This window comes from Mesorhizobium sp. W050 (genome assembly GCF_054719535.1).
Genome location: NZ_JBTTIH010000001.1, coordinates 5,622,119 through 5,636,283 on the forward strand (window position 1 = coordinate 5,622,119; position 14,165 = coordinate 5,636,283).

A 14,165-nucleotide genomic window follows, 5' to 3' on the forward strand; every position below is an offset into this window, starting at 1 on the left:
CAGTGAATGGAGCCAGGAAAAGGATCAGGGGAGATGGGTTTTCCATCTCCCCTTTTTTCTTGCCTGGAGGACGTCGAATGGTTGCCGAAGCGGAAGACACCGAAGACGAAAGTTACGCGATAGATTGCCCGGTGCTGGCCACGGAGCGGCTGGTGATGCGCGCTCCCTGCGAAGCCGATATCGCGCAACTGGTCGAGCTTGCCGACAACCGTCATGTCGCCGAGATGCTGGCCCGCATGCCGCACCCCTATGGCGAGGCCGAGGCACGCGCCTTCCTGGCCATGACCCGGTCGCGCCGGGCCGGCATCGCCTACGCCCTGACGCTCGCCGGCACCGACATTTTCGTCGGCTGCGCCGGCCTCAACATGACCGATCGCGGGCTGGAACTCGGCTACTGGATCGGCGAGCCCTATTGGAAGCGCGGCTATGCGACGGAGGCCGCGCACGCGTTGGTCGACCTCGCCTTCCAACGGACGTCGATCCAGGTGCTGCAGGCTTCGACGCGGGTGATCAATCCGGCCTCGCGCCGGGTCATCCACAAATGCGGCTTCCAGTATGCCGGCCAGGGCATGCTGAACTCGATCGTCGCCGGCCAGGTGCCGGTCGAGCGGTACCGGCTGGACAGAAAGACCTGGATCAGCCTGCGCAACTGGGTCCACTTCTGATGGTTTGTTCCGATCAAGCCGATGGCCGATTATAGCAACGATATCGAAGCAGTCACGATTGCGCCGATGACGCCGCGCGATGTCGAGAGTTTTCACCAGGCGCTCGACATCGTTGCGCGTGAGCGGAAGTACCCGTCTTTCCTGGAAGCGCCGCCGCTCGATCAAACCCGAACATTCATAGTGGACCGCATCGGGAGAGGCGACCCAGGGTTCGTGGCGGTTGTTCGTGGCGAGGTTGTCGGTTGGTGCGATATCTCACGGCATGACCGGCAGATACATGCTCATCGCGGCACCCTTGGAATGGGAATTGTGCCGGACTATCGAGGACGTGGTCTGGGACTGCGGCTTATCAATGCCGCCTTGACGGAAGCACGCAACATCGGCTTCGTCCGCATCGAGCTTTCCGTGCATTCCGACAATGCCCGCGCCATCTCCCTCTACTACAAGGTCGGGTTTGTCACCGAGGGTGTGCAGCGTGACGCGGTCAAGATCGACGGCCGATACGTCGATGCGATCATGATGGCGATCGTCGACCGCAAAAACGCCGGCAGATGAACAATCGCCGGTCAGCCCATCTCGACCCAAATCGGGAGATGGTCCGAGCCGACCGCTTCACGGTCGACCCACAGGCGCTTCAGCGATCCGGCGAGCGAGGCCGAGGTGAAGATGTAGTCGATGCGTTTGTGGCGGCTTGTGTCTTCGGGTCGCGTGGGATCGACCCAGGTGACGACGTCTGGTGTGTTCAGGCGCTGGGCGACGTCGACGGCGAGATCGGCGGTCAGCGGCATGCCGAATTCATGGTCCGGGCGGCCGACGAGTTCGACATATTCGGGCGAGCCGGGCAGCATGTTGAAGTCGCCCATGACTATGAAGGCTTCGGGATAGGGCAGGTCCGGCAGGCCGATCTCGGGAATGCCGGAGAGACCGCCGCCCTCGAAGGCATAGTTCAACAGGCGCTGGCGCAGGAACCTGATCTGGCTGGCGCGCTCAACCGGACTGCGATGGTCAAGATGCGTGGAATAGAAGCGGATGAAGCCGAGCGGGGTCTCGACCAGCGCCTCGAGTGCGCCGCGCTGGAAGTTCATCGCCTCAAGGCTGCGGCTGCGCGGCAAAAGCAGATTGCGCGACAGATGGATCGGCGTCTTCGACAGCACCATGTTGCCGAGCTGGAAAGTGGTGGTGATGGCGCGGCCGGCCTCCAGGCGCGAGCCGACATTGACCTCGAAATTGCTGCCGTAGGCGGCAAAATATTCGGGCAGCGCCTCGCCGATCTCGGCGACCATGTCGCGGTTGCCGTTCCTCGGATTGTTGCGGGTCACTTCCTGCAGCGCGATCACGTCGGCGCCGCGAACCGCCTCGGTGATGCGGCCGAGATCGTAGCGGCCATCCAGACCGATACCGTACTGGATGTTGTAGCTCACAACCTTCATTCCCGCGCCCCTCAAGCTCCGTCCGCGAACACTGCTACCGCGTCCCCGACAAAAGGGCATCCGGCGCTTTAGTCGCAAAACGGCCTCGCCCTTGGCCGCGCCTTGGTTTAGAGCAAGGCGCAAGATCTAGAGCAAAGCCGCAAGGCCAACAGAAACTGCGTAGTCCAATGAAATTTCTCGATCAAGCCAAGGTTTATATCCGCTCCGGCGACGGTGGCGCCGGCTCTGTGTCGTTCCGGCGCGAAAAATTCATCGAGTTCGGCGGCCCGGATGGCGGCGACGGCGGCCGCGGCGGCGATGTCTGGCTGGAAGCGGTCAACGGTCTCAACACGCTGATCGACTATCGCTATCAGCAGCATTTCAAGGCCAAGACTGGTGTCCACGGGATGGGCCGCAACATGACCGGCGCCAAGGGCGCCGATGTGACGCTCAAGGTGCCGGCCGGAACCCAGGTGTTTGCCGAGGACAATGAGACGCTGATCTGCGACCTGACCGTGGTCGGCCAGCGCTTCCTGCTGGCCAAGGGCGGCAATGGCGGTTTCGGCAACCAGCATTTCAAGACCTCGACCAACCAGGCGCCTCGCCGCGCCAATCCGGGCCAGCCCGGCGAAGAGATGAATGTCTGGCTGCGGCTGAAGCTGATTGCCGACGCCGGCCTGGTCGGGCTGCCCAATGCCGGCAAGTCGACTTTTCTGGCAACCGTCACTGCGGCCAAGCCAAAGATCGCCGACTACCCCTTCACCACGCTGCATCCAGGTCTCGGCGTTGCCCGGATCGATGCGCGCGAATTCGTCATCGCCGACATTCCGGGCCTCATCGAGGGCGCGCATGAGGGTGTCGGCATCGGCGACCGGTTCCTCGGCCATGTCGAGCGCACGCGTGTGCTTTTGCATCTGGTTTCGGCGCACGAGGAAAATCCGGGCAAAGCCTATAAGACCGTGCGCGCCGAGCTCGACGCCTATGGCAATGGGCTGATCGAGAAGGTCGAAATCGTCGCGCTCAGCCAGGTGGATATCCTTGACGCCGATGAGCGCAAGAAGAAGGTTGCGTCGCTCAAACGCGCTGCCGGCCGCGCGCCGATGCTGCTGTCGGCGGCCACCGGCGAGGGCGTCGAAGCGGTGCTGCGCGCGCTGATGGCGGTTGTCGGCGAAGCGCGCGACAGGGCCGCCGCTCCCGTCGAGACCCGCTGGGACCGATAGCGATGACGGCGCAGTCGCTGACAAAATACCGGCGCATCACGGTCAAGATCGGTTCGGCCTTGCTGGTCGACCGCACCAGCGGCCTGAAGCGCGACTGGCTGGCTTCGCTTGCCGAGGATATTGCAGTGCTGGCCAAGGGCGGCGCCGAGATCCTGGTCGTGTCCTCCGGCGCCATTGCGCTCGGCCGGACCATTCTCGGTCTCGGCAAACGGGCATTGAAGCTGGAAGAAAGCCAGGCGGCTGCGGCCGTCGGCCAGATCGCGCTGGCCGGCGCGTGGTCGGATGCGCTGGGCAAGGGCTCGCTGAAATCGGGCCAGATCCTGCTGACGCTCGGCGACACCGAGGAGCGCCGTCGCTATCTGAATGCCCGCGCGACGATCTCGACGCTGCTCAAGATGAAGGCGGTGCCGGTCATCAATGAGAACGACACGGTGGCGACCTCCGAAATCCGCTATGGCGACAATGACCGGCTGGCGGCCCGGGTGGCGACCATGATGGGCGCCGACCTGCTGGTGCTGCTCTCCGACATTGACGGGCTCTATACGGCGCCGCCGGCGCGCGATCCCGCTGCGAAATTCATTCCGGTGGTCGACCGCATTACACCCGATATCGAAGCAATGGCGGGGGCGGCCGCTTCCGAACTGTCGCGCGGCGGCATGCGCACCAAGCTCGATGCCGGCAAGATCGCCACCGCCGCCGGCACCGCCATGATCATCACCTCGGGCACCAGGCTGTCGCCACTGATGGCGATTGAGCGTGGCGAGCGCGCCACCTTCTTCAGGCCGAGCGCCAATCCGGTGAAAGGCTACAAGACCTGGATCGCCGGCCAGCTCGAACCGGCCGGGCGGCTCACCGTCGACGCCGGCGCCATCGGTGCGCTGCTGTCCGGCAAATCGCTGCTGCCGGCGGGCGTCAGGCTGGTCAGCGGCAATTTCTCGCGTGGCGACACGGTGGCGATCCTGTCGCCCGACGGGCGCGAGATCGCGCGCGGGCTGGTTGCCTATGATGCCGCCGATGCCGTAAGGATCGCAGGCCTGAAGACCGCCGAGATCGAAACCGTGCTCGGCTACGAGGCGCGCTCGGCGATGATTCACAGGGACGATCTGGTGGTGAGCGATCCGGGTGACCAGATACGGCCTGCCGGCCAGCTATGGGCCGGGGGCGAGGTAAGCGGAGGATGAGACATGCTGAAGTTGCATGAACAATCCGGGGATGACACCGTCGCGCTGATGGCTGATATCGGCCGCCGCGCCCGCGCGGCCGCCCGACCGTTGGCGATTGCGACCGCCGCCGCCAAGGATGCCGCACTTCTCGCCATGGCCGACGCGATCATCGCGCGCCAGCAGCAGATTCTCGATGCCAACGCCATCGATGTCTCTAACGGACACGAATCGGGCTTGTCCGGCTCCTTCATGGACCGGTTGAAGCTCGATCCGGCGCGCACCCGTGCCATGGCGGATGGCATACGTGAAATCGCCGAGCTCAGGAACCCGGTCGGCGATGTGATCGCGGCCTGGGATCGCCCCAACGGCCTGCAGATCGAGCGCGTGCGCACGCCGCTCGGCGTTGTCGGCGTCATTTATGAAAGCCGGCCGAATGTGACGGCGGATGCCGGCGCACTCTGCCTCAAGGCCGGCAATCCGGTGATCCTGCGCGGCGGCTCGGACTCGCTCAATTCGTCCGCCGCCATCCATGCCTGCCTGGTCGAGGGGTTGAAGGCCGCCGGCCTGCCCGAAGACGCCATCCAGTTGGTGCCGACCACTGACCGCGCCGCCGTCGGTGAGATGCTGAAAGGGCTTTCCGGCAATCTCGACGTCATCATTCCGCGGGGCGGCAAGAGCCTGGTCGGGCGCGTCCAGAGCGAGGCGCGGGTGCCGGTCTTTGCCCATCTTGAAGGCATCTGCCATCTCTACATCGACCGCTCGGCCGATCTCGACATGGCGGTCAGGATCGCCGTCAACGCCAAGATGCGGCGCACCGGTGTCTGTGGCGCTGCAGAGACTTTGCTGGTCGACCGCGCGGTGGCCTCCACGCATCTGGTGCCGATCCTCGACGCGCTACGCGCCGCCGGCTGCGAGATCCATGCCGATCAGGAAGTGATGAAGCTGTTCTTCGACGCCAAGCCGGCGACCGATGCCGACTGGGTGACCGAATATCTCGAGGCCATCATCGCGGTAAAGCTGGTAGACGGAATTGCCGGTGCCATCGACCATATCGAGACGTTCTCCTCACACCACACCGAGGCGATCATCGCCGAGGATACCAAAGCGGTCGAGCGGTTCTTCAACGAGATCGACTCGGCGATCCTTTTGCACAATGCCTCGACGCAGTTCGCCGATGGCGGCGAATTCGGCATGGGCGCCGAGATCGGCATCGCCACCGGCAAGATGCATGCGCGCGGACCGGTTGGCGTCGAACAGCTGACCTCGTTCAAATACCGCGTGCGCGGGTCGGGACAGGTGAGGCCTTGAATCATTCGCGTCAGGGCTTGAGGCATTGAGCCCAGACACCCCCCTCTGTCCTGCCGGACATCTCCCCCGCAAGGGGGGAGATCAGCTTTTTCTTCCGCTTTCGCCAATCACTAACGTTGCAAGAAAAGTGCCTTTGCCGAAGCTGCTGATCTCCCCCCTTGCGGGGGAGATGCCCGGTAGGGCAGAGGGGGGTGCCTAGCACCATGCTGTCGTCCCTTCAGCCCGCCATCCCCTCGCACTACCTCCGCATGCCGCATGCCGAGAAAGGCCTTGCCGTCGGTCTGTTCGGCGGCTCGTTCAACCCGCCGCATGCCGGCCATGCGCTGGTGGCGGAAATCGCGCTCAGGCGGCTGGCGCTCGACCAGCTCTGGTGGATGGTGACGCCAGGCAATCCGCTGAAGAGCACCAGGGAATTGGCGCCGCTGAGCGACCGGCTGCTGCAGTCGGAGCAGATCGCCAAGAACCCGAAGATCAAGGTCACCGCCTTCGAGGCGGCGCATCATATTCGCTTCACCGCCGACACGCTGGCGCTGGTCAAGGCACGCAATCCCGGCGTCGACTTCGTCTGGATCATGGGCGCCGACTCACTCCGCGATTTCCACCGTTGGCAGCGCTGGCGCCAGATCGTCATGACCTTCCCCATCGCGGTCATCGACCGCCCGGGCGCGACGCTGTCCTTCCTGTCCTCGGTCGTGGCCAAGACCTTCGACTATGCCCGCGTCGACGAGGGTGACGCGCCCCGGCTCGCCCGCATGAAGGCGCCGGCCTGGACTTTTATTCACGGCCCGCGTTCGTCGCTGTCATCGAGTGCTATTCGCAAGCAAGCCAAGGGGTAACTCGTAAGGCCAGATCGCCGATGTCGCTTTTACGGCGGCCTTTCGCGATCCGCTGGGCGATGCTGCGCTGGATATGGCCAATTCAGTGAACCAGACCGACATCGACCACAATCATGGCGCCCCGCCGGCGCCCGTGATCGCCATTGCCAGCGTAATCATGTCGATGGCGCTGATCGCGGTCGGCAACGGGTTGATGTTCGCCTATATCCCGGTCCGGCTTGGCGTCGAGCGCTTCGATCCGACCTGGGCCGGGCTGATCATCACCGGCCTGTCGGCCGGCGGGCTTGCCGGCTGTATCCTGACCGGGCCGCTGGTGCGCCGCGTCGGGCACGCCCGCGCCTTCATGGTGCTGTCGGCGCTGATAGCGCTGTCCAATGCCGCCATCGGCGCCGGCACCTATCCATTGCTGTGGATCGCGGCGCGCGCGCTTTACGGTTTTGCAATATGCGGCCTGTTCATCGTCGCCCAGAGCTGGCTCAACGATGCCGTCGCAAACGCCATTCGCGGCCGGGTGATGGCGGTGTTTTACGTCGCCTATGTCGCCGGACTTGGCGTCGGCTATGCCCTGCTGGCGGCGGTCGACATCGCGACGGCGCAGGCGCCGCTGATCGGCATTGCCTTCACCGCGGTGTCGATCCTGCCGGTCGGCATGACGCGGTTGGCTCAACCGCCGCCACCTCGCGCAGCCTCCGTGGCGCTCGGTCGCGCCTGGCGGATTTCGCCGGTCGGAGTGGCCGGCATGCTCGCCGTTGGCGGTCTGTCGATGGCGATCGCCGGCTTTGCGCCGATCCACGCCACGGCCAAAGGCTACAGCCAGGCCGATGTGGCGCTGCTTTTGTCGGCCATGCCCGTCGGCACGCTGATCCTGCAGATCCCGCTCGGCTGGATTTCCGACCGTACCGATCGCCGTTACGTGCTGGCCGGCGCTGCGGCACTGGCCATCGTTGCCGGTATTCTGGCTATCGGCTTTGACGGTGGCGCTCTGGCGGTGCTGGTGGTGATCTATGTGATCTGGGACGGCGCCTCGGAATCGATCTATTCGCTCGCCAGCGCACACGCCGCCGATCGCGCCGGCAAGGACGACATGGTGGCGCTGTCGAGTTCGCTCCTGTTTGCCTGGTCGCTGTCGGGTTTCATCGTACCAGGTATCGTGACGGCCCTGTCGGCCGTCTATGGAACGCAGGCCTTCATCTATGTGGCGATCATCATCGCCACCGTGTTCTGCCTGTTCGTGCTGTGGCGAGTGGCCACCACGCGCGCCGTCCCCGCTACGGAGACCAGCAGTTTCGCGCCGATGTCGGCGCAGGCGCCGCTGCCGGTGGAGCTCGCCTACGCCCCGGAAGATAAGCGCTGAACGGTTTCACAGCTCCTACTGCCTGGTAGCGGCAGTTTCCTGTCGAGCCTCCGGCGGAGGTGCGGGAACCGAAATGGCTTCGGCGTCGAACGCCTGCTTGACGCGTTTGGTGAGATCGATCTGGGTGGCGAAGAAATCCGCCGCCGTGGTCCAGTAGCGCAAGGTGATGGCGACGCTGGCATCGCCCACCGTGGCGACGAAGGCGATCGGCGCCGGCTCTCGCTTGACGCGGCGCTCGCCGCCGGCAACGCCCAGCATGGTTTTCTGCGCCAGGTCGATGTCGTTCCAGGAGCCGATGCTCAGCGTGATGTCTCCGCGGCGCACACCGTTGCGAGTAAAATTGCGCACCGGCTGGTTCCACAGCGTCGAATTGGGCGCCAGCACATAGACGCCGTCTGTCGTGCGGAGCTTGGTGGCGAACAGGCCGATTTCCTCGACGGTGCCGGAAATGGCGCCGACCTCGACATATTCGCCGATGCGGAATGGCCTGAGCGCCAGAAGCATGATGCCTGCGGCGATGTTCTGCAGCGTGCCTTGCAGCGCCAGGCCGATTGCCAGCCCGATGGCGCCGATGGCGGCGATGATCGAGGCCGTCTGAACGCCGAACTGGCCGAGCACCATGATGACCACCAGGATCAGGATGGCGTAGCGCACGATCTTCGAGAAGAAATGGCGCAGCGTCGCGTCGAAACCATGGATATGGCCGAGGCCGGCTGAGATCGATCGTTCTGCGAGCCCGGCGACGAGATAGCCCACGACCAGCAGGATGATGGCGCCGATGGCGGAGAAGGAATAGGAAACGATCAGTGTGCTGAGTTGCGCAAGGCCAGCCTGCACGGTGAGCAGCGTGTTCTGGGGGTCGATTGGCATCAGGAAAATCCGTTTGGGGGGTGTGTCGATAACCCCTGCCGCGGCCATGGGTTCCGATTTTTCTCAAGGCTCCGGAACCGGAAGTCGTGCACTGCGTTCGCGGTGGCAGGGCCTCCCGTCTTGAAACTGCAAGGGAACTCTGCCTATCTATAGGGTGTCACCTGATTTCGTGGGTGATTTGGTTGTTCTTGCTGCGAAAGGAAATACACTGAGAACAGCATTGCGGAAGAAGGCTGACGTCATGCCTTCGCCGGCCAGGATCAGCGTAGATGACGCCGTGTCCCGTGCCATCAAGACAGTCCTTGCCAGTCTGGAAGACTCCAAGGCCGAAAATATTGTCTCAATCGACATTCAGCGGAAATCGAGCCTCGGCGACTATATGGTCATCGCGTCGGGCCGGTCGCACCGTCATGTCTCGGCTGTCGCCGACCACCTGCTCAAGGCGCTCAAGGATGCCGGTCTCGGCACGGCGCGCGTCGAGGGGCTGTCCGGCGCCGACTGGGTCCTGATCGATTCAGGCGACATCATCGTCCATGTCTTCCGCCCAGAAGTCCGCGAATTCTACAATCTTGAAAAGATGTGGCAGGCGCCGGACCTTGAGGAAGAGACCTTGCACTGAGCTCCGTCTCATGTCGTAACCATCCGGGGTGCGACATGGATTGAAAGCTCGCCGAGGCAGGGATGAAGATAGCAGTTCATGCCGTGGGCCGGATGAAGGCCGGCCCCGAGAGAGAACTCGCCGACCGCTATTTCGAGCGTTTCGCCAAGAGCGGCCCGGCGATCGGGTTCGAATTCTCTGGTGTCGCCGAGATCGCCGAGGGACGAGCCCAGAACGCCAATGAGCGCCGCCGCGAGGAAGGCCAGAAGCTGCAGGCACAGCTGCAGCCGGGCACGGCGCTGTTCCTGCTCGACGAACGCGGCAAAAACCTGTCCTCAGACGATTTCGCCAGCCGTATCGGCCAGCTGCGCGATGGCGGACGCAAGGCGTTGGTCATCGCCATTGGCGGCGCCGACGGGCACGACCAGTCGATTCGCGATCAGGCTGAGCTGATAGTCTCGTTCGGCGCGGCGACCTGGCCGCACCAACTGGTGCGCGTCATGCTGGGCGAGCAGCTCTATCGGGCGGCAACGATTCTTTCGGGACATCCCTACCACCGTTCGTAAATCAGTGGGTCGAGGATCAATCGTCCGGATTTCCGCCCCAATGCGCGGCTGTTTTGTGCTAGGCTTCGGTTCGATCATGGTTGATGGTTCGTTAACGAAGCCACGCATAGAGTCGGGCTTCAATGGCTGACAACGGGAAATCACGAACGGGCTTCCGGCACGCGCGCTGCGGCATCGCTGCAGCAGTGGTTTTGCTGTCGCTCGGGCTTGCGCGGGCCGAAAATACGCTGGACGTGGCGCCCGACCCCGATCTGAGCCGTGCCGAATATGAGAAGGTGTCGGCCGAGATCACGCTGTCGTCCGAACGGCTGGCCAAGCTCGCCGCCGACATTGCTTCGGTCAAGAAGGACCATGCCTCGATCACCGCGGCGCTTATCCAGTCGGCGATGACCGAGCAGAAGCTCGGCCAGGACATCGAGGATATCGGCGCCAGGCTCGAAGGACTGAAGGGCGAGGAACAGAAGATCCGTGTCTCGCTGGCGGCGCGGCGCGACGTGCTGGCCGAGGTGCTGGGGGCGCTGCAGCGCATGGGGCTCAATCCGCCGCCGGCGATCCTGGTCAAGCCGGAAGACGCACTGTCGTCGGTGCGCAGCGCCATCCTGCTCGGCGCAGTGGTGCCGGAACTGCGCCAGCAGACCGACAAATTGCTGGCCGACCTCAGGGAACAGACCCGGGTGACGGCCTCGATCGAGGCCGAGCGGACGCGGCTGACAGCGGCGGTCGGCGAGCAGACGGCGGAAAAGAAACGCCTCTCCATGCTGCTCGAAGCCAAGCAGAAGCTCGAGGCTGACACCTGGACGGCGATGGCCGCTGAAAAGCAGCGATCCCAGGCGCTTGCGGCCAAGGCCGGCAGCCTGAAAGAGCTGATCGCTTCGCTTGAAGCCGACAAGAGCCGCAAGGCGGCGGATGCCGTCAAGGCAGGCGAACAGAAAGCGGCCGACAGCGATAAGCCGGACGCCGATAACGCCGATGCAGGCACAACCGCGTCGACGGAGCTGGCTTCGCTGCCCGTGCCGGAAGGCAACCGCCTCACCGCCGCCGCGCCGTTTTCGGCACTTCAGGGACAAGTCTCGCTGCCGGTCACCGGCAAGATCAAGCTGCGTTTCGGGGCCGATGACGGTAACGGCGCGGTGATGCTTGGCGACATGGTTGCGACACAATCGGGAGCCATCGTCACGGCACCGGCGGACGGAAATGTGCTTTATGCGGGGCCTTTTCGCTCCTATGGTCAACTCTTGATCCTCAATGCGGGAGACGGCTATCATGTCGTCCTGGCGGGGATGAGCAGAATCAGCGTCGCGTCTGGCCAGTCGGTGCTCGCAGGAGAGCCGGTCGGCGCGATGGGAGAGGCCCGGGTGGCAAGCACCTCGGCCTCGAAGAATGGAAATGCCACGCCGGAACTCTATGTCGAGTTCCGCAAGGATGGAAAACCCGTCGATCCGACCCCATGGTGGGCGGACCGCTTCTCTGGAAGGACGTGAAATGATGCGGAAACTGTCGCTTCTTATTGCCGGTGCGCTGATGGGCGCGTCAGCGATGAGCCTGGTCTATGGCGCCCCCGGCTCGACGGCGAACGCTGCAGGCTCCGAGACCTACAAGCAACTGGCGATCTTCGGCGACATCTTCGAGCGCGTGCGGGCGCAGTATGTGACGCCGCCGGACGACAAGTCGCTGGTCGAAAACGCCATCAACGGCATGCTCACCTCGCTCGACCCGCACTCCTCCTACATGAATGCCGAGCAGGCGCAGGACATGCGCGTGCAGACCAAGGGTGAGTTCGGCGGCCTCGGCATCGAGGTCACCATGGAGAACGACCTGGTCAAGGTGATCACGCCGATCGACGACACCCCGGCTGCCAAGGCAGGCGTGCTGGCCGGCGACTATATCGCCAAGATCGACGGCCAAGAGGTTCGCGGCCTGACGCTCAACGATGCAGTCGAAAAGATGCGCGGCCTGGTCAACACGCCGATCAAGCTGACCATCCTGCGCCAAGGCGCCGACAAGCCGATCGAGCTGACGGTGGTGCGCGATATCATCAAGGTCAAGGCGGTCAAGTTCCGGGTCGAGAACGACATCGGCTACATGAAGATCACCTCCTTCACCGAAAAGACCTATGACGACCTCGAGAATGCCATCGACACCATCAAGAAGCAGGTGCCGAACGACAAGCTCAAGGGCTATGTGCTCGATCTCAGGCTCAACCCGGGCGGCCTGCTCGACCAGGCGGTGAGCGTGTCCGACGCCTTCCTCGACCGTGGCGAGATCGTCTCGACCCGCGGCCGCGACCCGAAGGACGTCACACGCTTCGACGCCAAGGCAGGCGACGACATCGGCGCCAAGCCGCTGATCGTGCTCGTCAATGGCGGTTCGGCCAGCGCCTCCGAGATCGTCGCCGGCGCGCTTCAGGACCTGCGCCGCGCCACAGTGGTCGGCACGCAGTCATTCGGCAAGGGCTCGGTGCAGACCATCATCCCGCTTGGCGAGAACGGCGCGCTGCGCCTGACGACGGCGCTCTATTACACGCCGTCCGGCAAGTCGATCCAGGGCAAGGGCATCACGCCCGACATCAAGGTCGACCAGCCGCTGCCGCCCGAACTGCAGGGCAGGGACCTGACGCGCGGCGAATCGGACCTCAAGGGCCATATCAAGGGCGCCGACGAGAGCGATACCGGCTCGGGCTCGGCTGCCTATGTGCCGCCGGATCCGAAGGACGATCTGCAGCTGATCTATGCCGAACAGCTGCTGCGCGGCCAGAAGACCGATCCGGCATTCCCGCCGAATCCGGAGAAGGCAGTGCTCAACCAGTAAAATCGACTGGTAGCTCTGGCTGCCCAATCGAAGCGATGCAATGCTGCCGGGACCGTGAGGTTCCGGCAGTTTGATTCGGGGACCGCTGGGCGCTGCGCCTCAAAAGGCGCAGGGGACGCGCCGTCAGTTTTGGATCTGCGCATGGCGAAAAGATTTCGCTGATCACGCGCCCGGGGGATGCGGCTTGGCTGACGTCGGCAAGGACATCGAACGCCCGCTCGGACAGACCGTCCGACCGCGTGCCGCGTCGCGCGGGATCAGCGCTGGCGCCGTCGCGGCGACGCTGGTCGTGCTGGCCGCGGTCGGCATCTCCGGTGCGATCGCGCTGCGCGAGAAGCCGTTCCGCAAACCGGAAGCAATCGCGCTCTCGACGCCGAAGGTGACGGCGGCGGCCGAGCCCGCGGCCGCAGCGCCCACTGCTCAAGCGACGGCGGCAGCGCCGAAGGCGGAAACGCCCAAGGCCAGCGGTCCGCAGATCATCCATGTGCAGTCCCAGGAGGGTGATGGCCCGCCCAATGCAGCCATCGTCATCCACGACCCGTCGACGATCGGCCAGAACCTGAAGATCGCGCATATCCCCGACAGGGCGCTGATCGAGGCCAGCGACACCGGCCCGTTGCCGGTTCGCGCCGCTGACGGCCGGCGGCCGTTCGATGTCTATGCGCGGCCGTGGTCGGGTTCGCGTGGCGCTCGAGTGGCAATCGTCATCGGCGGGCTTGCCGTGTCGCAGACCGGCACGCAGGCCGCGATCGCCAAGCTGCCGGCCGAAGTGACGCTGGCTTTTGCGCCGCAAGGCAACAGCATCGGCCGCTGGATGCAGGCGGCACGGCAGAGCGGGCATGAGGTGGTCATGCAGGTGCCGCTCGAACCGTTCGACTATCCCAACGTCAATCCCGGCCGCAACACGCTGACGGTGGCGGCAAGCCCGGACGACAATCTGAAGAATCTGCGCTGGGCGCTGTCGCGGACCACCAACTATACCGGCGTCATGAACTATATGGGGGCGCGCTTTTCGGCCGACGCGACGGCGATGGGGCCGTTCATGGCCGAGCTTGGCAAGCGCGGCCTTGCCTATGTCGATGACGGCTCGTCCGCGCGGAGCCTGGCGTCCGATCTCGCCTTGAAGGACGGTGTGCCATTCGTCGCCGGCGATACGGCAATCGACGCCGTGCAGGACCGCGGCGCCATCCTGAAAAAGCTCGACGCGCTGGAAGCGACCGCGCGTGCCAAAGGCTCCGCCGTCGGCATCGGCTCGGCCTTCGACCTCACCGTCGATACCGTGGCGTCCTGGGTGGTCGAAGCAAAAAAGCGCGGCATCGAGATCGTGCCGATCTCGGCGGTGGCCATCGACCCGGAAAAAGGCTGATC

At 64.4% G+C, this 14,165-nt stretch carries 14 protein-coding genes; 12 read left to right on the forward strand and 2 right to left on the reverse strand.

From position 1 onward, the window contains the following. Positions 1-77 precede the first annotated feature (77 nt). On the forward strand, positions 78-665 hold the full coding sequence (locus tag ACYG9Y_RS27140; RefSeq protein WP_023688901.1) for a GNAT family N-acetyltransferase: 588 nt from the start codon (positions 78-80) through the stop codon (positions 663-665). Between the two features lie 21 nt (positions 666-686). Then, entirely contained in the window at positions 687-1,220 is a 534-nt protein-coding gene (locus tag ACYG9Y_RS27145) for a GNAT family N-acetyltransferase (protein WP_023726145.1), read from the forward strand. An 11-nt stretch (positions 1,221-1,231) separates the two neighbouring features. Here ACYG9Y_RS27145 and ACYG9Y_RS27150 read toward each other — a convergent pair whose 3' ends face one another. Continuing rightward, entirely contained in the window at positions 1,232-2,095 is an 864-nt protein-coding gene (locus tag ACYG9Y_RS27150; protein ID WP_023700238.1) for an endonuclease/exonuclease/phosphatase family protein, read from the reverse strand. Between the two features lie 167 nt (positions 2,096-2,262). Here ACYG9Y_RS27150 and obgE point away from each other — a divergent pair, with 167 nt between their 5' ends. The 5 genes from obgE to ACYG9Y_RS27175 all read left to right on the forward strand — a co-directional run bounded on the left by obgE (position 2,263) and on the right by ACYG9Y_RS27175 (position 7,955). Beyond that, complete coding sequence (gene obgE, locus ACYG9Y_RS27155) at positions 2,263-3,294, forward strand: GTPase ObgE (protein WP_023737906.1); 1,032 nt, start codon at positions 2,263-2,265, stop codon at positions 3,292-3,294. A 2-nt stretch (positions 3,295-3,296) separates the two neighbouring features. Then, positions 3,297-4,475 (forward strand): glutamate 5-kinase, encoded by a 1,179-nt coding sequence (gene proB, locus ACYG9Y_RS27160; RefSeq protein ID WP_023737905.1) that lies wholly within the window; start codon positions 3,297-3,299, stop codon positions 4,473-4,475. Positions 4,476-4,478: 3 nt separating this feature from the next. Then, positions 4,479-5,765, forward strand: coding sequence for a glutamate-5-semialdehyde dehydrogenase (locus ACYG9Y_RS27165; protein ID WP_023737904.1), 1,287 nt, complete (start codon positions 4,479-4,481; stop codon positions 5,763-5,765). Between the two features lie 203 nt (positions 5,766-5,968). After that, positions 5,969-6,601: a nicotinate-nucleotide adenylyltransferase gene (locus ACYG9Y_RS27170; RefSeq protein WP_023700240.1), complete on the forward strand. Its 633-nt coding sequence runs from the start codon at positions 5,969-5,971 to the stop codon at positions 6,599-6,601. Positions 6,602-6,686: 85 nt separating this feature from the next. Further along, positions 6,687-7,955 (forward strand): MFS transporter, encoded by a 1,269-nt coding sequence (locus ACYG9Y_RS27175; protein WP_444849033.1) that lies wholly within the window; start codon positions 6,687-6,689, stop codon positions 7,953-7,955. Positions 7,956-7,970: 15 nt separating this feature from the next. Here ACYG9Y_RS27175 and ACYG9Y_RS27180 read toward each other — a convergent pair whose 3' ends face one another. Then, positions 7,971-8,825: a mechanosensitive ion channel family protein gene (locus tag ACYG9Y_RS27180; RefSeq protein ID WP_023736854.1), complete on the reverse strand. Its 855-nt coding sequence runs from the start codon at positions 8,823-8,825 to the stop codon at positions 7,971-7,973. Between the two features lie 241 nt (positions 8,826-9,066). On the opposite strand from ACYG9Y_RS27180, the gene rsfS reads away from it, so the two are divergent. From rsfS to ACYG9Y_RS27205, 5 genes are all read left to right on the forward strand, one after another. After that, complete coding sequence (rsfS, locus tag ACYG9Y_RS27185; RefSeq protein WP_023668698.1) at positions 9,067-9,444, forward strand: ribosome silencing factor; 378 nt, start codon at positions 9,067-9,069, stop codon at positions 9,442-9,444. Positions 9,445-9,506: 62 nt separating this feature from the next. Beyond that, complete coding sequence (rlmH, locus tag ACYG9Y_RS27190; RefSeq protein ID WP_023684125.1) at positions 9,507-9,989, forward strand: 23S rRNA (pseudouridine(1915)-N(3))-methyltransferase RlmH; 483 nt, start codon at positions 9,507-9,509, stop codon at positions 9,987-9,989. A gap of 122 nt (positions 9,990-10,111) precedes the next feature. Then, entirely contained in the window at positions 10,112-11,470 is a 1,359-nt protein-coding gene (locus tag ACYG9Y_RS27195) for a murein hydrolase activator EnvC family protein (RefSeq protein ID WP_023668700.1), read from the forward strand. 1 nt (position 11,471) lies between these two features. Next, positions 11,472-12,797 carry a S41 family peptidase gene (locus ACYG9Y_RS27200; protein WP_023668701.1) on the forward strand — a complete coding sequence of 442 codons (1,326 nt, stop codon included), beginning with the start codon at positions 11,472-11,474 and terminating at the stop codon, positions 12,795-12,797. A gap of 184 nt (positions 12,798-12,981) precedes the next feature. Then, positions 12,982-14,163, forward strand: a complete 1,182-nt coding sequence (locus tag ACYG9Y_RS27205; protein WP_023737901.1) for a divergent polysaccharide deacetylase family protein — start codon at positions 12,982-12,984, stop codon at positions 14,161-14,163. Positions 14,164-14,165 lie beyond the last annotated feature (2 nt).

Coding starts and splice junctions, on each gene's coding strand:
- ACYG9Y_RS27145 (WP_023726145.1), top strand. CDS start 687: ATGGCCGATTATAGCAACGATATCGAAGCAGTCACGATTGCGCCGATG.
- ACYG9Y_RS27150 (WP_023700238.1), bottom strand. CDS start 2,095: ATGAAGGTTGTGAGCTACAACATCCAGTACGGTATCGGTCTGGATGGC.
- ACYG9Y_RS27180 (WP_023736854.1), bottom strand. CDS start 8,825: ATGCCAATCGACCCCCAGAACACGCTGCTCACCGTGCAGGCTGGCCTT.
- ACYG9Y_RS27140 (WP_023688901.1), top strand. CDS start 78: ATGGTTGCCGAAGCGGAAGACACCGAAGACGAAAGTTACGCGATAGAT.
- ACYG9Y_RS27200 (WP_023668701.1), top strand. CDS start 11,472: ATGATGCGGAAACTGTCGCTTCTTATTGCCGGTGCGCTGATGGGCGCG.
- ACYG9Y_RS27170 (WP_023700240.1), top strand. CDS start 5,969: ATGCTGTCGTCCCTTCAGCCCGCCATCCCCTCGCACTACCTCCGCATG.
- ACYG9Y_RS27195 (WP_023668700.1), top strand. CDS start 10,112: ATGGCTGACAACGGGAAATCACGAACGGGCTTCCGGCACGCGCGCTGC.
- proB (WP_023737905.1), top strand. CDS start 3,297: ATGACGGCGCAGTCGCTGACAAAATACCGGCGCATCACGGTCAAGATC.
- ACYG9Y_RS27165 (WP_023737904.1), top strand. CDS start 4,479: ATGCTGAAGTTGCATGAACAATCCGGGGATGACACCGTCGCGCTGATG.
- obgE (WP_023737906.1), top strand. CDS start 2,263: ATGAAATTTCTCGATCAAGCCAAGGTTTATATCCGCTCCGGCGACGGT.
- rsfS (WP_023668698.1), top strand. CDS start 9,067: ATGCCTTCGCCGGCCAGGATCAGCGTAGATGACGCCGTGTCCCGTGCC.
- rlmH (WP_023684125.1), top strand. CDS start 9,507: ATGAAGATAGCAGTTCATGCCGTGGGCCGGATGAAGGCCGGCCCCGAG.